The organism is Pseudidiomarina donghaiensis (assembly GCF_900116895.1).
In the GTDB taxonomy this organism is placed as follows: Bacteria; Pseudomonadota; Gammaproteobacteria; order Enterobacterales; family Alteromonadaceae; genus Pseudidiomarina; species Pseudidiomarina donghaiensis.
Genome location: NZ_FPCF01000001.1, coordinates 250,392 through 267,488 on the forward strand (window position 1 = coordinate 250,392; position 17,097 = coordinate 267,488).

Sequence of the window (17,097 nt, forward strand, 5' to 3'; positions counted from 1 at the left end):
CCATGTCGGTTGCGGCAAACAAACGGTCAGTGATGACCTTATATTCGGGCGTAAATGACTTACGCAGCCATCAAGTACGTATCGTCTTGGCCGAAAAGGGCGTTGGCGTTGAGGTTACTTTTGTTGAACCGGATAACCTTCCGGAAGACCTCATGCAGCTAAACCCATATGCTGATGCGTTACCGACCTTGTCGGACCGTGAACTCGTTTTATACAACGCTCACATCATCATGGAATACCTTGATGAACGTTTTCCGCATCCGCCATTGATGCCGGTTTACCCGGTGGCTCGTGGCACAAGCCGCTTGATGATGTACCGTATCGATCGTGATTGGTATGCGCTTGCGGATAAAATTTTGGCTGGTGGAAAAGGTGCCGATGCAGCGCGTCAAGAATTACGCGAAGGTATCTTGTCACTTGCGCCATTGTTTGCCGATGCGCCGTTCTTTATGAGCGAAGAGTTTAGCTTGGTTGACTGCTATTTAGCTCCATTATTGTGGCGCTTGCCACTGTATGGCATCGAACTTGAAGGCGCCGCTGCGAAAGCAGTGAAAGCCTATATGGTTCGTGTATTTGAGCGCGAGTCATTCCAAGAATCACTGACAGATGCTGAGCGAGACTTAGGTCGGTGAGTGAGCAAGCCATGACACCACGCCGTCCGTACCTTGTGCGGGCGGTGTATGAGTGGATTCTTGATAATCAGCTGACGCCGCACCTCGTGGTCGACGCTGACTATCCGGGCTGCCAAGTGCCATGGCAATTTGTCCAAGACGGACAAATTATCCTAAATATCTCGCCAACAGCGGTTACCAATTTTGTCATTGATAACCACAGCATCCAGTTTAACGCTCGGTTTTCAGGTAGTCCTCATCGCGTCATCGTACCTATGGGTGCGGCTATGGCGTTGTATGCGCGTGAAAACGGCGCTGGTTCTATGTTTGATGCGGAGCCGCATTACGAAGACCCGCAGCCGGTGGCCTATAGCGAAGAGTCTGAACAGCCAGCAAGCGCATCAACTGACACAAGCAAAGAAGCAAAAAAGCCGAAGAAATCCTCCGGCTCTCATTTGCGTGTGATCAAATAACACCCAAAGCGTTGAAGTTATCTTGCATCGAACGCATCAATAACACGTGTCACGCCATTTATGTTCCGCGCAATTTCAATAGCCTGATGAGCCACATCGCGACTGACTATTCCCATTAATGCAACTTCGCCACCTTCGGTGACAACTTTTATATCAGAAGCTTTAATCACGTCATCAGCAACGAACTTAGCTTTAATTTTACTTGTTATATAAGTGTCTTTACTAATTTGTCCAAAGGAAATAACCGGCGCAACTTTGAGTTCATTGTGCACACGATCCACCCCTTTGGTATTACGTACCACATGGCTCGCTAAGTCGCGCAACGAACTGTTGCCAACTTGCCCTAACAACAATACCGAACGATTAAATGACACCACTTGAATACGTGACTCATCAAATCGGTCGTCGGTTTGCAGGGCAGTAATTACACGTACTTCAATGGTTTGATCGTCTAGTTGTGTGCCTACACTGCGCGTATCTGTTGCGGCTGATATACCGACGGCGGTGGCACCAACGACCAGCGCAGTACAGCCTGATAGCGTTAAACTTGAAGCCAAAGCCAGTGCACTCATTGACAACAACCTAGTTTTTTTCACGAGTCAGTCTCCTGTGGGAAAATACGATGTTCTGCTACGGCGCACAGCATGTTCGAAACTTGCAATAGATGTTCGCTTGCACGGGCCGTGTTTGTTGTTGGTATGCGAATTTCTACATCATCGGGGCCAAGTAGTCCACTTATGTCGTTATCTGCTTCTTGAGTTATGGCAATAATTAACATTTGGCGGCTTAAGGCTGCTTCCATAGCTGCACTGACGCGTGGTGCGCGCGTGCTCGCATTGAATACCAGGAGCACGTCACTAGCTTGCCCCACCGCTTGAATTTGCTGCGCAAACATACGCTCATGCTGCAGTGCGCCATAATCGGCATGTAACGAAGTGACAGGGAACGGTGGGCGCTCAAAGCTTAAGCCGGTCAGCATAATATGCGCAAAGTGACGCGAGGTAGCATGGGCTAGATTTTCGCCACAGCAATAGACTTTACGCCCATGCAGAAGCGACTCAACGAGCAAGTCTGCAGCGCGTTCTAACGGCTCTTGCAGCAAGTCAGCTGCAGCAATCTGGGTTTGAATGCATTCAGCAAATAACGTTTTTATTGGGTCTTGCATAAAGCCTCATCAAAAAGCATCTTGTAGCCACTGTGCTTGATCATAATCAATGACAATAGCAACAACATCAAAGCGCATGGGAGTAACATGCTCATTTAATTCTTGTTGTAAAAGGAATAATTGCGCACAACGTCTAATTCTCTGACACTGTGCAGGAGTGATCTGTTCCACAACGGTGGCGAAATGCTCATCACTGCGACACTTTACCTCAATGAATACCCAACAGTCACCGTCGCGCATAATGAGATCAATTTCGCCCATGTCGCAACTATAGTTGCTCATGATAAATTGTAAGCCGTTTTGCTCCAATAGCGCGCGCGCAACTTGCTCGCCGTGGTCGCCCATATCTTTTCGTGACATTCCGTGTCCTTAAGTTCTTGTGAAGTTTTACGATGGCGCTATCGAGCAACCACCTCATGCTCATCAAAACGTGCCCATTGAAGCTCCCGAATGATGCGTTGCGCTTCAACGTGTAGGTTACCAGTAAGCCCCTCCGCTGAGATACCGGGCATAAGCTGCAACAGCGGTAAACGTTGGCTCAGTACCACGGCGTCATGGCCAAAAGCGGCTAGGCGTGCGTCATTGTAGCCCCAAGTACTGCGCAGCTTCAGCATATCTTCAAGCATTTGCTGTTGTGTATGATTCGGCAGTAACCACGGCGCTTCAGTAAATCGAACGTTGTCGAGATCATTCTCGCTCAAGCTGTTGCGTAAAGTGTGACTACCAGAATTTGCATAAACCGGTAGAGCTTTACGAAATGCTGAAATGTTGACGTCAATAAAGGGTTTAAGCAAGCGAGTTTGTTCTATGCCACCAACCAAGTACACCGAATCTAAGTCAGCGCGACTGCGCGCTTCTGCGTCGACAATAATTTTACCAGCAGCGATTTTGACTTGATAAATGCGGGCATCGCTTTGGCTTACCCCTAATTGCTGCTGCACGGCACTTTTCATTTCATCGGTGGTGCTGTAATTGCCTGATTCTAGCGGCATGCCATCGGCAAATTGCTGTTGCCATGCTTGCGCAAATACCTCCGCTTGTTGGCGACCACGCGTTGTATCTGGTGCAAAAACAACCGGGTGACGGTGCCCCTGCGCTGCCATGTGAGCCGCCGCTTGTCGAATTTCGGTTTCGCTGTCTAAGGCAAAATAATGTTGCAGTGCGTGCTGTGCGTCCAATGTTGCCTCTTGCTCGTTAAGCGTTAACCAAGGCAAGCCTTCCGGCAACAATGTTGCATCAACCGCAGCAACATTTGGTTTTAGTAACGGGCCAAGCAACAGGTTAGCTTGATGCTGCTGTAATAGCTCAGGCAAACGGCTAAAATCTAGCTGATTGGTATCGACAAAGGTCGCCTTAACTTGCGGTTGGCGCGCTAAAGCCATCACCATTCCGTCGCGCACCGCGGTACCTTGGGCTTGGTACTGCCCAGACAATGGCAACAGCACCACAACGTTGTTACGGGGTGTGGAGGTTAATTTGGTGAGCTCATCAAGCACAAATTGACCCGGATGCGCGCTAAATTGCTGCTGCCAATTTTCTGCCAATGAGAGCGATGCTTCAGGTTGACGATTTATCTCATGCAAGGTGCGCATTAATGCGGCCCAGCCTGCTACCTCACGGGTGCGTTGCGAAGCCGGTGGTAACACCACATCGCTAGGCTGGCTGACATATTTAAGGGTGTCCCAAACAGCCTGTGCAGCTTCATTGTTGCCTTCGGTGGGGCGAATATTCACTAGCTGTAATTGAAAATGGGCCGCTTGCTGCCAGTGTTGCTGGGCGCGAGCTGCTTGCAAGGCCAGCTCTAATGTCTGTTGCGGGTAGTCCGCGGTTAAACGCGGCGTTAACAGCGGTTGTAAAAGCTGTTCTACATAGGGCCAACGCGCTTCATGTGCAGCAAAGCGCGCTTCTAGTAGGGCGACTAACTGCTGTTGAGATGGCGCCAGTTGTGAACTTGAAAAATGACGTTGAATTTGCCCCACCACCACAGCGCTTTTTTGCCATTGCTCATCACGTTGCAGGGTAGCCGCCGCTTGTAATAGCGCGTCAACTTGTGCAGCGCCTTCCACCGTCTGTGCTACGGCAAGCCATTGATTTGCGGTACGCTCTTGCTGTTGCAAAGGTACTTCAGTGTATTCTTGGCTAGGTTTCGTTGGTGTTGGTGTCGGCTTTTGCGGCGAGCTACTACAGGCACTCAGCGCAAGAATAACCATGCATAGCAACAACTTCTTTGGCACAATAGCAACCGTCATTTTTGTTCCATCCAGTTCATACTCATGGAACATACTATAAACCGTCAAGCAAGGCATCACAACGAGGCTGTCAGGTTCTTACAAGGGGTTAACATGAGTTCATCGCCTGTTTCACACACGTCCGTTCCGCAAACGGGTACGCTGTATATTGTGCCGACACCGATTGGCAACCTAGGTGACATGACGGAGCGAGCGTTAAATGTTTTACGCCATTGTCAGGCTATTGCGGCAGAAGATACGCGCCATAGCGGACAGCTAATGCAGCATTTGGGCATAAAGCAAGAGCTGTTTGCGTTGCACGAACATAACGAGCGGCAGAAAGCCGGACAAGTCATTGAGCGTTTACAACGCGGTGACAATATCGCCCTAATTAGTGACGCAGGTACGCCGTTGATTAGTGATCCCGGTTATGTCTTGGTTCAGCAATGTCGTGCGGCAGGTATAACGGTTACGGCATTGCCGGGTGCTTGTGCGTTTGTGACGGCTCTTTCGGGCGCGGGTCTACCCACCGACCGTTTCTGTTTTGAGGGTTTTTTGCCTGCTAAACCACAACAACGTCGTAAGGCGTTACAAGCGTTAGTGAATGAAACACGCACCTTGGTGTTTTATGAGTCACCGCACCGCATCGTCGATACCTTAGCTGATTTAGCCACAGAGTTTGGCGGTGAGCGCACTATGGTCATGGCGCGAGAGTTAACCAAGCAGTTTGAAACCTATTTGTCGGGTACGATTACCGAAGTGCAGCAGCAAGTGTTGGCCGACAGTAACCAGCAACGTGGCGAAATGGTACTAATGATTAGCGGAGCCGAAGCGGCAGCCGAAGCCGACGTAAACCCCGCCGCAATGAAAACGTTAAACTTACTGCGCAAAGAACTGCCCCTTAAAAAAGCCGCAGCACTGGCTGCTGAAATTCACGGCGCTCGTAAAAACACACTGTATCAACTAGCACTTGAGCAAGATAACCAGTAGAATGCGCGCTCGGGAGTCAGCCAGGCAATCGCTGCCTATGCTTGCATAGGGGGAGGAAAGTCCGGGCTCCATAGGGCAGGGTGCCAGATAACGTCTGGGCGGCGTAAGCCGACGACTAGTGCAACAGAGAGCAAACCGCCGATGGCCTGCTTAGGTAGGCACAGGTAAGGGTGAAAGGGTGCGGTAAGAGCGCACCGCGCGGCTGGTAACAGTTCGTGGCACGGTAAACTCCACCCGGAGCAAGGTCAAATAGGGGTTCATTGGCGCGGCCCGCGTTGAACCCGGGTAGACTGCTTGAACGCTAGAGTGATTTAGCGGCTAGACGAATGATTGTCCACGACAGAACCCGGCTTACCGGCTGGCTCCCGAAATCTGCTCGTCAATACCGGTTTGTTCCAACACGTTGCGGTTAAACTGCTGCGTAAAGCGAATAAACTCGTTCAGTGGCATGGCACGGCCGTAATGGAAGCCTTGCTGGAAATGACACTTCTGCTGCTGCAAGAATTCAACTTGCTGTTCATGCTCTACACCTTCCGCCACAACTTTCATATTTAGCGTGTGGGCAATGCGTATAAGCACCTCGACCAAGGCTTTCTGTTGGCCTTGATGCGGTACGTTATGCAAGAAGCTGCGATCAATTTTAATCACATCAATGGGGTATGAGCGCAAGTAGTTTAAGCTTGAATAGCCGGTACCAAAGTCATCAATCGCCAAGGTAATTCCGGCGTCACGTAATTTACGTAAGTTGGCAAACTGGCGCTCTTTATTGCGCATTAGCATTGATTCGGTAATCTCGAACATCAGGCGGTTTGGCGGTACATCAGCTGCAGCAATAACGTTTAACCAATGTGACGCGGCTTGGCGGTCGTTAAATTCACGCGGCGAGCGGTTTAATGCTATCGACAGGTCCAATCCCGCACTGTTCATTTTTTTCCAGTCGCGCACCACTTGGCGTAATACAAAGTCGCCTAAGCCAATAATTGCCCCAGTTTTTTCAGCAATCGGAATAAACTCAGCCGGTGAAATGGCACCGCGCTCTGGGTGGGTCCAACGAATTAACGCTTCACAACGAGTCAGCAAGCCGGTTTCAGTTTCAATAACCGGCTGGTAGTGCACTTCAAACTGTTCAGCTTCAATGCCTTTAATAATTTGATGGTGCAAATTAATGTCGCGTTCAGTGCTTTGGCGTAACTGCTCATCAAAAAAGTGCACGCTCATGGCGCCCTGTTGCTTGGCGGCATACATGGCTAATTCGGCGTGTTTCAATAACTGCTGAACTTCTTGCCCGTCATGCGGGAACATAGAAATACCCGTGCTCGCAGTCATGTTTATATGGTTGTGTTCAATATCTAAGGTGTGCAACAAGTCATTCATAATGGCTTTGGCACGAATTTCAGCTTCGCTGGGGTCGTTTAAGTCACGCAGCACAATGGCAAATTCGTCGCCACCAATACGTGCCAGCAGATCATCTTCACGAATACTGGTGCGAATACGCTCAGCAACACGTTGCAACAACGCATCACCAACCTCGTGACCGAGCACGTCGTTAATTTCGCGCAAGTGGTCAAGGTCGAGTACCAACAGTGCAAATTTTTGCTCATTGCGCAGCGCATGGCGAATATCGGCACCTAGCTGCTCAGAAAAGAAGTTACGATTTGGTAAATCAGTCAAGCCATCGTAGCGGGCCTGGTAAGCAATAGTTGAAATAGCGCCGCGTAACCGGTGCTGGGTAAATATCAGCATTAAGAAGGCAGACAGAATAACGGCAGTTAAACCAATGCCAATCGCCCAATGCAACCAAAAATCGGCGTTGGTAGCCACCCACTGGCCGTCGCGCGGATAAGCAGCAAGTTCCCAGCGGCCGCGTGGAAACTTTATTTCAGTAATTAAAGCGTCGGGCTTGAATACGTCGTTTTCGCCGGCAAATGCGACAGGGTCTGGGTTAATGTCATTAACCGCTTGGCGTAAGGCAAAGCTATAATTGGGGTGCTGATAAAATTGCACGCCCTCAAGCATATGCACGTGGTCAATAACTAATGAAGCAACGCCCCACAGGGTTCGGTCGTTACGAAATACCGGCATACGAGCGACCAACGCTTCGCGCCCTTGCACTAACTCCACTGGCCCAGTTAATACCACGTCTTTAACGGCGATTGAGCGCAGAATACCTGCGTACTGGTCGGTGTCTAAACGGTAATTGAAGCCAATCATCGATTGATTGCCTTCTACCGGGTAAACAAACTTCACCACGAGATCAGGCGCCAAGGCTACGTGCATAATATCAAGATCAGACGATAGAAACTCGTCCATAATGTGCTGTAAGCGCACGCGGTCAGGGGTATCTTGCCAGAGAATTTCAGGGCGCAGGGCACGTAAGGCCAGCATGTTGGATTGCAGACGTTGTTCAATTTGGCCGCGCATGGCGCTCATATGTTCACTGGCGCGACGTTTTTCTACTTCCAGTTGCTGTTGTCGTTCGCTATCCACCACCAAGTACACCGCATACAGCAATGCTGACGCAATAAAAAGAACGACCACTAAGTAGCGCAATAATCGCCAGCGTTCAGACTGCTTACCGAACTTATCTGGAAAACTCACAACATCTATCTGCTTCATTTATACGAGTTAGCTTATTAGTAGAATTATATGCTAGATGACATACTCTTCGCATCATCCTTTACATCATCCTTGCCGTCAATAGTGTTGCCCACCGCAAACTCATGATTTTTCCTTGACAGAAAGAAAGATCGGCACCTAGACTGTCACATTGTGGGGATTTGTGGGTAATAGTGGATCAAAACAATGTTTCGTGGCGCAGCAGCACTCAGTCTAGATGATAAAGGCCGACTGGCGATACCAGCAAAGTATCGCAAGAGTCTGCTTTTGGATTGTGACGGGCAAATGGTCTGCACCATTGACATTAAGCAACCCTGTTTATTGCTGTATCCGTTGCCGCAGTGGCAATTGATTGAACAGAAGCTCACCACCTTATCAAGCATGAACCCCGCAGAGCGTCGTCTTCAACGCCTGTTGTTGGGTCACGCCGAAGACTGCCAGATGGACAAAAATGGCCGTATTTTGATTGCGCCAACGTTGCGTCAACATGCGGATTTGAGCAAAAAGATCATGATTATTGGTCAGCTCAACAAGTTTGAACTCTGGTCTGAAGCGGCATGGCAAGAACAAATCGCAGCTGATATGGCTGCCGAGCAACAAGACGACTTGGCCCTTAGTGATCGACTACAAGACTTCTCATTATAATGACAACAGAAGCAGCGCAACACGTCTCGGTGTTGTTACAAGAGTCCATCGAGGCTCTTGCGATCAAACCAGACGGAATTTATTTAGATGCTACCTTCGGTAGAGGGGGGCACTCGCGCGCAATTCTGGCCCAATTAAACGCTCAAGGTAAATTATACGCACTCGATCGCGACCCCACCGCGATTGCAGCTGCTGAAGCCTTGCGCGATGACCCACGTTTTACCATTATCCACACCCCGTTCTCACGACTTGACGATGTGCTTGAAGCGCAGCATCTGCGTGGCAAGCTTGACGGCATTTTATTTGACCTTGGCGTTTCGTCCCCACAACTTGATGACGCCGACCGTGGTTTTAGTTTCATGCGCGAAGGCCCACTTGATATGCGCATGGACACCAGCTGTGGCCCCACTGCAGCCGACTTTTTGAATACCGCTAGCGCCGACGAAATTGCCTTTGTACTGCGTGAGTACGGTGAAGAACGTTTTGCATGGCGCATTGCTCAGGCCATTGTGCAGCAGCGCGATGAGCAGCCACTACAAACCACCCGCGAACTGGCGACCCTCATCGACAAAGCAGTGCCGTTTAAAGACAAGCACAAGCACTCGGCAACACGCAGCTTTCAGGGTATTCGAATTCACATTAACGGTGAGCTGGATGAAATTGAAACCGCGCTAACCGCTGCCGTAAGCGGTTTAAAACCCGAAGGCCGGTTAGCGGTGATTAGTTTTCATAGCTTAGAAGACCGCATGGTGAAGCGCTTTATGCGCGCCCAAGCGAAGGGCCGAGATATTCCAGCTGGGTTACCTATTCGCGATGCGGATTTTGATCGCGGCCAAACCTTAAAGTTAATTGGCAAAGCGATTAAGCCTTCGGCCGCCGAAACCAAGCTCAATCCACGCGCCCGCAGTTCGGTGCTACGAATCGCCGCGAGGTTAGATTATGAAAGCTAGCCGCGTACCATCGTTAGTGTCTGTTTTATTTGATGATTTCCGCCAGCATCTGATGCTGGTTTTGCTGTTTTTAGCGGTTATCGCAACGGCCTTGTCGGTTATTTACGTGTCACATGGTCATCGCTTACTTACTAGTGAGCGTGACGAGCTGCTTTCTGCACGTGACGACCTCGATATTGAATGGCGCCATTTGCAGATTGAGCAAAACACGCTGACTGAGCATAGTCGCGTTGCCCGTATTGCCGAAGAGCGCCTAAACATGGTGCGCGCTGAGGCTGAACAAGAGGTGCTCGTGCCATGGCAATGACACCCAAAACCAACCGCCGCGCCGTGAAAAAGGCGCAACCGCACTTAAGCAAAGGCCGTTTTTACTTTGCCTTGCTAGTGGTGTTTGGTGTGTTTGGTAGTTTGGTGGCACGTGCCGCATACATTCAACTTGTTGAACCTGAGCGCTTAATTTACGAGGGTGATCGTCGTTCATTGCGGGCCGACGCGACCACTGTGCAGCGGGGCAGCATTCTTGATCGCAATGGCCGCGAGCTGGCCGTAAGTGTGCCGGTACAAACGGTATGGGCCGACCCTAAACGCGTGCACGAAGGCAATGGTTTAGAAAATCGCGAACGTTGGTTAGCGCTGGCTGAAGTATTTCGTACAGACGTCGACGACTTACTCGGTAAAGTGGCAGACCCAACACGTCGGTTTGTCTACCTAGAGCGTAAAGTTACGCCGGGGGTGGCTGAGTTTGTACGCCAGTTGGAAATTCCTGGCGTGTACTTAAAAACCGAGTCGCGACGCTTTTATCCAGCCGGTGAAGTTGCTGCCCATGTGGTGGGCTTTACCGACATCGATGGGCTTGGCATTGAGGGTTTAGAAGCTATTTATAATCAAGTTCTCACCGGTATTCCGGGTGAGCGTGTTTACCGCAAGGACGCAGCAGGACGGGTTGTTGAAGAAATTCGTGTCACCGAAGCGCAACAACCACAACAACTAACGCTGAGTATTGATCAACGTCTGCAATCACTGGCCTACGCTGAAGTCAAAAAGGCCGTGCGCTATCACCAAGCCACTTCAGGCTCGGCGGTGATTGTCGATGTGAAAACCGGCGAGGTGCTGGCGATGGTCAACAGCCCGTCCTACAACCCAAATAATCGTAATACCTTGCAGCCACATCGCTTGCGTAACCGTGCTATTACCGATGCTTATGAACCTGGCTCTACGGTGAAGCCATTGGCAGTTATTGCCGGTTTAGAAGCTGGAACCATTAAACCTGACGACATTATTGACACCAGCCCAGGCTGGATGCGCTTAGGTGGACGTCGGGTGAGCGACCCACGTAACCGTGGTGAGCTGACTATTACACAAATTTTAGAGAACTCTAGCAACGTTGGCACTGCCAAAATCGCGTTAGACACAGGTATCAACAACATGTTGGATACCTATGCCGCGGTAGGTTTTGGAAACGACACAGGGGTAGCCATGTTGGGCGAGAGTTTTGGGGTGCTGCAGAACCGGCAGCGCTGGTCTGATTTTGAAATTGCGACACTGTCGTACGGTTATGGTATGTCCGCCACAACCCTTCAACTGGCGCAAATGTACGCCATTATTGGCGCCGAGGGCGTGCGCCGGCCGTTGAGTATTCAGCGCCGCGAAGCGGCCCCTGAGGGTGAACAAGTTATTTCAGCGCAAACCGCTCGCGCAGTGTTAGGCATGTTAGAAAGCGTGGTGGCGAACGGCTCAGGTAGCCGTGCACAAGTTCGCGGGTACCGCGTGGCAGGTAAAACAGGCACGTCACGCAAAGCTGTCGCCGGTGGTTATGGCGATGAGTATGTCACGCTATTTGCTGGTATTGCGCCGGTGAGCGACCCGCGTATTGCGGTGGTGGTGACCATTAACGAACCTAGCGGCGATGAGTATTACGGTAGCGAAGTATCGGCTCCAGTATTTGCTGAAATTGTGGGCGACGCACTGCGCGTCATGAATGTACCACCAGACAATTTGGCCGACACCGAATTAAAAGCAGCTGGCTTTGGAGGGACCCATGATTGAGTTATTTGCGTTACTTCCTGAATACCCATTGCCACTGCCCGCGGTAAAAGTAGGCGGCATTAAACTGGATAGCCGCCACGTTGCGCCGCATGATGTTTTTGTGGCGGTGCCTGGCTACCAAAGCGATGGCCGCCACTTTATTGATGCCGCCATTAGCGCCGGCGCTAGTGTTGTTCTTGCTGACTCTGAAGCGGTTGGAATGGAGCAGCGGGGCAGCGCTTGGGTGATTGAAGTTCCACAACTAAAAAATCAGCTTTCCGCGATTGCCGGACGCTTTTTTCATGAGCCCTCGCAACGCTTACAGGTCATTGGCGTGACCGGTACCAATGGTAAAACCTCGGTCACTTATTTGGCAGCGCAGTTGCTGGAGCAATTAGGCGTGCGTTGCGGCGTTATCGGTACTACCGGTAGCGGTTTCCCGGGTCAATTATTACCGGAAAGCCATACCACCCCCGACGCTATTGCAGTGCAACATCGCCTGCATGTGTTAGCCAGTGAAGGCGCTCAAGCGGTGGCGATGGAAGTGTCGTCGCATGCCTTAGTTCAGCGCCGAGTTGAACAGGTACACTTTGCGGTTGGGGTGGCGACGAATATTAGTCGTGATCATTTGGACTATCACGGCACCATGGCTAATTATGCCGGTGCCAAGCGTCGTTTGTTTACAGAGCTAGATACCCAGCACAGCATTCTTAATGTTGATGACGCGGCGGTTGCAGCTTGGTTGCCCGATCGCACCGACAGCTGGCGCTATAGCCTCACGCCGCAAAATACCGCGCGTAGCTTGTGGGCATCCAATGTGCGTTATGCTGAAGACGGCACTGAATTTACACTCAATGTGCGTGTTGATCGTGAAACCGTGACCAGTCACTCGGTGCATTCGCCGCTGTTAGGTGGCTTTAATGTTTACAACTTATTGGCTGCATTAGCAGCGGTGATTAGCTTAGGGCATGACCCAGCGGCAGCCGCTGCAGCATGTGCCAATTTGCATGCGGTACCTGGCCGCATGGAAGCATTTTCTGGCCCGCAGCAGCCGTTAGTGATTGTGGACTATGCACATACGCCTGACGCACTGCAACAAGTACTCACGGCCCTGCGTCGGCATTGCAATGGCCAGTTATGGTGTGTGTTTGGCTGCGGGGGCGATCGTGATCGCGGCAAGCGCCCACAAATGGGCGCTGTAGCAGCCGATCTAGCAGACCAAGTGGTAGTCACTGACGACAACCCGCGCACCGAAGTGCCCGAGCAAATTGTGCAAGATATTTTAGCCGGTATGCCAAGCCGTCAGCGCGTGCAGGTAATTATGGGCCGTGAAAACGCAGTGCGCCAAGTGATTGCGCAAGCGCAGCCGCAAGACATTGTGGTGCTTGCCGGCAAAGGCCATGAAGATTATCAAGTCATCGGCCAGCAACGGTACGACTATGACGAGCGTAAACTGGTGGCAAGCATTGTCGCGAATCAGACGACCTCTTCTGAGGAGGCGCCATTATGATACGCACCGATCTGGCGTGGATTGCCGCCGCGGTTAACGGGCGCTTAGTTGGCACCAACCGTACCGTGGATAGCGTAAGTACCGACACACGGAAATTACCGAAAGGTTGCCTGTTTATTGCGCTGAAAGGGCCAAATTTTGATGCCCACGAATTTATAGCGCAGGCCATCAACGACGGCGCAAGCGCGTGTATTGTTGAGCGCGACCTAAGCGCTGAAGAAGCACAAGGCGCCCCATATATTGTGGTGAAAGACACGCGTTACGCACTTGGGTTGTTAGGCGCTGCAGTAAAAGCTGATGTTGCACCAAAAACCATTGCCATTACCGGCAGTAGCGGCAAAACAACCGTCAAAGAAATGCTCGCAGCTATTTTAAGTCGCCGCGGCAACGTGTTGGCCACCGCTGGTAACTTTAATAATGACATTGGCGTACCACTTACGTTACTGCGCCTTGAACCGCAGCATGAATTTGCCGTGATTGAATTGGGCGCGAATCATATTGGTGAAATTGCTTATACCACTGGGCTAACCGCGCCAGATGTTGCCATTATCAATAACGTCGCACCGGCGCATGTGGAAGGCTTTGGTAGTGTACATGGTGTATACCGTGCGAAGTCGGAAATATTTCGTGGCTTAGGCCCGAATGGCCTCGCCATGACCCCCTTTCATTCCGAGTTTGCGCAAGGTTGGGCGCAACAATTGACGCACGTGAAGCACGAAACCTTTGGCCAGACGGTGAGCGAACACAACGCCACTGAAGGCGAACCAGCTCAACCCACCGTGCGGGCGCGCAATATTCAGCTAAACGCCCATGGGTGTGCCGAATTTGACCTCGAACTTACCGGCGACATGGCGCAGCAAGGCCATGTGGTGCTTAGCCTGCCGGGTTTACACAATGTTGACAACGCACTCGTAGCCATTCGCGCCGCAATTGCGGTAGGGTGTGCGCTCGAAGACTGCCAACAAGCCTTGGCAAACTTAACGCCGGTAGCAGGGCGCTTAAACGTCATTTCTGTCAACGACAAACTTCAACTTATCGACGATAGCTACAACGCGAACGTGGGCTCGGTGAAGGCGGCAATTAATATGCTGGCCGTGTACCCAGGGTACCGCTTGCTGGTGCTTGGCGATATGGGCGAATTAGGTAGCGAAGCACGCGAATACCATGCCGAAGTTGGGCAGCACGCGTTGCAAGCCGGTATTGATCAGTTATTTACGCTTGGGGTGCTCAGCCAAAGTGCAAGCGAAGCCTTTAATGGCCAGGGCGGCCGCCATTTTTCTACCTTGGAAAGCTTACTTACGGCGGTAGAACAAGTGATCAACGAGCACAGTGCCAAGCAACTTGTCACGGTGTTGGTGAAAGGCTCACGCAGTGCCCGTATGGAGCGTGTTATTGAAGCGCTACAACAAAAAGAAGAAGGAAAACACGCATGTTAGTGTGGTTAGCTGAATACTTAACCCAATTTGCGAGTGCGTTTAACGTTATCTCGTATTTAACCATGCGTGCCATTCTGAGTGTTCTTACGGCATTGTTGGTTTCACTATGGATGGGGCCTGCCCTCATTAAATATCTGCAGCGTTTGCAAATAGGTCAAGCGGTGCGTGACGACGGTCCGCAGTCGCACTTGAGCAAATCAGGTACGCCAACCATGGGTGGCGTGCTAATTATTGCTTCTATAGTACTTTCTACCTTGTTGTGGGCTGATTTAACCAACCACTATGTGCAAGTTGTGCTCGGCGTTGTGTTGGGCTTTGGCGCTGTTGGTTTTGTCGATGACTATCGCAAAGTGGTGCAGAAGAACTCACGCGGCCTACCCGCACGTTGGAAATACTTTTGGCAGTCGCTTATCGCCACTGTAGCCGCAGTTTATTTATATGCTCACGCGACTGTTGGTGCTGAAACCCAACTATTAGTGCCATTTTTCAAAGACATCATGCCACAACTTGGCCTGATGTACATTGTGCTGGCTTATTTTGTGGTTGTAGGAACCAGTAATGCCGTCAACTTAACTGACGGGCTTGATGGCTTGGCTATTGTGCCAACCATTATGGTTGCCGGTGCGTTAGGGGTGTTTGCATATGCATCGGGTAACGCCAACTTTGCCAGCTACCTCAATATTCCATTCTTGCCATTATCAGGCGAGCTACTGATTGTCTGTACCGCCATTTTTGGGGCCGGCTTGGGCTTTTTATGGTTCAACACCTACCCAGCCATGGTGTTTATGGGCGATGTCGGCTCTCTAACACTGGGTGCGGCGCTCGGCATTATTGCCGTGATGGTACGCCAAGAGCTGGTGCTGTTCATTATGGGCGGTGTGTTTGTGATGGAAACTCTGAGTGTCATGTTGCAAGTGGGCTCATACAAATTGCGCGGTAAACGGGTGTTTCGCATGGCGCCTATTCATCATCACTACGAGCTGAAAGGGTGGCCAGAGCCACGGGTGATCGTTCGGTTTTGGATTTTGAGCCTGGTGTTTGTGCTCATCGGTTTAGCAACCTTGAAATTGAGATAAGCCAATGAAATTAGCTGCATTAGATAGTTACGAAACGATAGGCGTTGTCGGTTTAGGCCAGACCGGGCTCTCGTGCGTGCGCTATTTGTTGCAACGCGACATTGTGCCGGTGGTGTTTGATACTCGTAAAGAGCCGCCGAGACTAAATGAGCTAAAAAGTTTACATGCTGACATTGAGGTGCACACTGGCGCGTTAGAAATTGAGCACGTGCTTGGGCTAGATCTTCTCATTGTTAGCCCCGGTGTTGACTTGCGCTTGCCGGCCTTGCAGCTCGCCATTGACGCAGCTATTCCGGTTGTTGGCGACATGGACTTATTTGCTCGCCACGCCAACAAACCAGTGCTTGGTATTACCGGCTCAAACGGTAAGTCGACGGTGACCCGCTTGGTGGCAGATTTATTAACTGCGGCGGGTAAAAAAGTCGCTATGGGTGGCAACATTGGCGTGCCAGTGTTGGACTTAGTTGGCCAACCAGCCGATGTGTTTGTGTTAGAGCTGTCTAGTTTTCAGTTAGAGCTGATGCATGATCTGCACCTACGCGGTGCAACCCTGCTCAACATTAGCGATGATCACATGGACAGGTACAGCGACTTACGTGATTACTCAAACGCGAAGCACCGAATTTATAACCGCACTGACGTTGCCGTGTGGAACCGTGAACAAGAAATAACCGCGCCGGCGCTTATTCCGCTGAACGCACAAGTGACCTTTGGCCTTAGCCCAAGCGAAGAGCGTGGTCCAGATATGTTTGGCCTGCGTCAAATAGATGGCGATATTGTGATTGAGTTTTCCGGCGAGCCATTGGTACGAGCCAGCGAATTAAAAATTACCGGAACCCACAACCTGCTCAATGTGCAAGCCGCGTTGGCTCTGGTGTATAGCGTTGGGGTAAACCCGACAGATGTGGTTGATGCCTTAAAACAATTTAAAGGGTTACCACACCGTTGCGAGCCGCTTGGTGAAATCAGCAACGTGCAATGGGTGAATGATTCCAAGGCCACCAACATTGGTGCTGCCGAAGCGGCTATTTTCGGCTTGCGGCCGTTGGTGTCGGGCAAGCTAATACTGATTGCGGGTGGCGATGGCAAAGGTGCTGATTTTAGCCACTTCCGCGCTGCGTTACAGCAGGTGGACGTGGTGATTGTGCTGGGCAAAGACGCCGAGCGCATTGCCAATCAAGTGGAACACGCCGTGCGTGTGAAAACACTGGAACAGGCCGTGGCAACGGCTGCTGAACTGGCCGATGCGAACAGCATGGTGTTGTTATCACCGGCCTGTGCCAGTTTAGATATGTTTAAAAATTATGAACATCGCGGCGACGAGTTCCGCCGTCTTGTTATGCAATTAACCAAAACAGCAAAAAGTAACTAG

At 50.9% G+C, this 17,097-nt stretch carries 15 protein-coding genes, 1 other RNA gene and 1 pseudogene; 12 read left to right on the forward strand and 5 right to left on the reverse strand.

Annotated features, from left to right (window positions below; translation table 11 throughout):
• The first annotated feature begins 2 nt into the window (after positions 1-2).
• Positions 3-632, forward strand: a complete 630-nt coding sequence (gene sspA, locus BM334_RS01220; protein ID WP_055439306.1) for a stringent starvation protein SspA — start codon at positions 3-5, stop codon at positions 630-632.
• An 11-nt stretch (positions 633-643) separates the two neighbouring features.
• Positions 644-1,084, forward strand: a complete 441-nt coding sequence (locus BM334_RS01225; protein ID WP_092839173.1) for a ClpXP protease specificity-enhancing factor — start codon at positions 644-646, stop codon at positions 1,082-1,084.
• A gap of 17 nt (positions 1,085-1,101) precedes the next feature.
• Here BM334_RS01225 and dolP read toward each other — a convergent pair whose 3' ends face one another.
• From dolP to BM334_RS01245, 4 genes are read right to left on the reverse strand one after another with little or no spacing between them, the layout of a single operon-like run.
• Positions 1,102-1,680 (reverse strand): division/outer membrane stress-associated lipid-binding lipoprotein, encoded by a 579-nt coding sequence (dolP, locus tag BM334_RS01230; protein ID WP_241970879.1) that lies wholly within the window; start codon positions 1,678-1,680, stop codon positions 1,102-1,104.
• Positions 1,677-2,249 (reverse strand): SIS domain-containing protein, encoded by a 573-nt coding sequence (locus tag BM334_RS01235; RefSeq protein ID WP_092836797.1) that lies wholly within the window; start codon positions 2,247-2,249, stop codon positions 1,677-1,679. The genes dolP and BM334_RS01235 overlap by 4 nt, the downstream gene beginning before the upstream one ends.
• Before the next feature lie 9 nt (positions 2,250-2,258).
• The gene (locus BM334_RS01240; protein ID WP_092836800.1) at positions 2,259-2,609 is read right to left on the reverse strand and encodes a YraN family protein; all 351 of its coding nucleotides are present in this window, start codon (positions 2,607-2,609) and stop codon (positions 2,259-2,261) included.
• 38 nt (positions 2,610-2,647) lie between these two features.
• A complete protein-coding gene (locus BM334_RS01245) occupies positions 2,648-4,498 on the reverse strand; it encodes a penicillin-binding protein activator (RefSeq protein WP_157981848.1) in 1,851 nt (616 codons plus the stop codon).
• A 93-nt stretch (positions 4,499-4,591) separates the two neighbouring features.
• Here BM334_RS01245 and rsmI point away from each other — a divergent pair, with 93 nt between their 5' ends.
• Both rsmI and rnpB read left to right on the forward strand, forming a co-directional pair.
• On the forward strand, positions 4,592-5,467 hold the full coding sequence (gene rsmI / locus BM334_RS01250; protein WP_092836807.1) for a 16S rRNA (cytidine(1402)-2'-O)-methyltransferase: 876 nt from the start codon (positions 4,592-4,594) through the stop codon (positions 5,465-5,467).
• A 12-nt stretch (positions 5,468-5,479) separates the two neighbouring features.
• Positions 5,480-5,837: RNase P RNA component class A (rnpB, locus tag BM334_RS01255), an RNA gene on the forward strand.
• A 95-nt stretch (positions 5,838-5,932) separates the two neighbouring features.
• Here the strand turns inward: rnpB and BM334_RS12935 are convergent.
• Positions 5,933-8,083 (reverse strand): annotated as a pseudogene (locus BM334_RS12935) (putative bifunctional diguanylate cyclase/phosphodiesterase); the annotation flags it as partial.
• 186 nt (positions 8,084-8,269) lie between these two features.
• On the opposite strand from BM334_RS12935, the gene mraZ reads away from it, so the two are divergent.
• From mraZ to murD, 8 genes are read left to right on the forward strand one after another with little or no spacing between them, the layout of a single operon-like run.
• Positions 8,270-8,728, forward strand: a complete 459-nt coding sequence (mraZ, locus tag BM334_RS01270) for a division/cell wall cluster transcriptional repressor MraZ (RefSeq protein ID WP_055439299.1) — start codon at positions 8,270-8,272, stop codon at positions 8,726-8,728.
• On the forward strand, positions 8,728-9,678 hold the full coding sequence (gene rsmH / locus BM334_RS01275) for a 16S rRNA (cytosine(1402)-N(4))-methyltransferase RsmH (RefSeq protein ID WP_092836810.1): 951 nt from the start codon (positions 8,728-8,730) through the stop codon (positions 9,676-9,678). Before mraZ ends, rsmH begins: the two co-directional genes overlap by 1 nt.
• The gene (ftsL, locus tag BM334_RS01280) at positions 9,668-9,985 is read left to right on the forward strand and encodes a cell division protein FtsL (protein WP_092836814.1); all 318 of its coding nucleotides are present in this window, start codon (positions 9,668-9,670) and stop codon (positions 9,983-9,985) included. Before rsmH ends, ftsL begins: the two co-directional genes overlap by 11 nt.
• Positions 9,982-11,724, forward strand: coding sequence for a peptidoglycan D,D-transpeptidase FtsI family protein (locus BM334_RS01285; protein ID WP_420849431.1), 1,743 nt, complete (start codon positions 9,982-9,984; stop codon positions 11,722-11,724). The genes ftsL and BM334_RS01285 overlap by 4 nt, the downstream gene beginning before the upstream one ends.
• The gene (murE, locus tag BM334_RS01290) at positions 11,717-13,213 is read left to right on the forward strand and encodes a UDP-N-acetylmuramoyl-L-alanyl-D-glutamate--2,6-diaminopimelate ligase (RefSeq protein ID WP_092836820.1); all 1,497 of its coding nucleotides are present in this window, start codon (positions 11,717-11,719) and stop codon (positions 13,211-13,213) included. The genes BM334_RS01285 and murE overlap by 8 nt, the downstream gene beginning before the upstream one ends.
• Positions 13,210-14,649, forward strand: a complete 1,440-nt coding sequence (locus tag BM334_RS01295; RefSeq protein ID WP_092836823.1) for a UDP-N-acetylmuramoyl-tripeptide--D-alanyl-D-alanine ligase — start codon at positions 13,210-13,212, stop codon at positions 14,647-14,649. Before murE ends, BM334_RS01295 begins: the two co-directional genes overlap by 4 nt.
• Positions 14,643-15,725: a phospho-N-acetylmuramoyl-pentapeptide-transferase gene (gene mraY, locus BM334_RS01300; protein ID WP_092836826.1), complete on the forward strand. Its 1,083-nt coding sequence runs from the start codon at positions 14,643-14,645 to the stop codon at positions 15,723-15,725. The genes BM334_RS01295 and mraY overlap by 7 nt, the downstream gene beginning before the upstream one ends.
• Before the next feature lie 4 nt (positions 15,726-15,729).
• On the forward strand, positions 15,730-17,097 hold the full coding sequence (murD, locus tag BM334_RS01305; RefSeq protein ID WP_092836828.1) for a UDP-N-acetylmuramoyl-L-alanine--D-glutamate ligase: 1,368 nt from the start codon (positions 15,730-15,732) through the stop codon (positions 17,095-17,097).